This is a genomic window from Falsiroseomonas sp. E2-1-a4 (assembly GCF_051433165.1).
Classification (GTDB): domain Bacteria; phylum Pseudomonadota; class Alphaproteobacteria; order Acetobacterales; family Acetobacteraceae; genus Falsiroseomonas.
Genome location: NZ_JBHMFS010000073.1, coordinates 1 through 947, shown reverse-complemented (window position 1 = coordinate 947; position 947 = coordinate 1). Strand labels below are relative to the sequence as shown.

Genomic DNA, 947 nt, shown 5'->3' with positions numbered 1-947 from the left:
CGTTCCCCACCGAACCCTGCATAGCCGATCCAGGCGTGGCGCCCGAGATCCTCAACGTTGCGCAGCGGAACGCCCGCTGCAGCGAGGTGGGTGGGGGAGGCACAAAGCACACCCTCGAACGTTCCGATGCGGCGCGCCACCAGGCCAAGTTCAGCGCCCCGCAACCAGCCGAAGCGGAACGCGACGTCGATCCACTCCTGTCGCGGATCGACGATGCGATCGGTGGCCGCGATATCGAGCCGCAGGGCGGGATGCTCCCCCAGAAAGGACGCAAGCAGCGGTACCAACACCGCATCGGCAATGCCGACGGGACACGAAACACGAAGTGTTCCGGCCAGGGCGCCCTCATCTCCCCGCGCGGCGGCAAGGGCGGCTTGTGCCTCGTCGCGGAGACGGCGACCCGCCTCGAGCAGGCGCTCACCCGCAGGCGTTGGCCGTGTGCCACGGCTAGAGCGGACGAGAAGGCGCAAGCCAACCTCCGCCTCAAGCGCCGCGATCTGCGCGCTGACTGAGGACTTGGCCGTGCCGAGCGCAGCTGCGGCGGCGCTGATGCCGCCGGCTGCCACGACACGCTCAAGCAGCGCGAGGTCGCCGAGAAGGGTGTCACGGATCGTCATCGTTCAGTTTGCCAGAACGAAGCGTTCCAAATCAAGAACGCCAGCACGAGCGGCGCATGTCTATCTTCAGCGTCCAACCCTCTACTGGAGCCTGGTGCCATGAAGCTCTCCCGCCGTGCCCTACCGGGGCTGCTTGCACTCGGTGTGCCCTCTATCGCGCGGGCCGAGGCCTTGCCGACCCGCCCGGTCCGGCTCGTCACGCCTGTCCCTGCCGGTGTTGGTGCGGAAGCGACGCTTCGGCTCTTTGCCTGTCCGTCGTCGAGTGCTTTGAGACAACGGAGGCGGTTGGCTAACGGAGGCTCTGGCGCATCGGGTTTCGAGGTTAGGCGT

1 protein-coding gene is annotated in these 947 nt (G+C 67.3%); it reads right to left on the bottom strand.

All coding sequences use genetic code 11. From position 1 onward, the window contains the following. Positions 1–617 (bottom strand): LysR substrate-binding domain-containing protein (locus ACFHNC_RS24695; protein ID WP_437171888.1); only part of this gene is annotated, 617 nt, incomplete at its 3' end. Between the last annotated feature and the right edge of the window lie 330 nt (positions 618–947).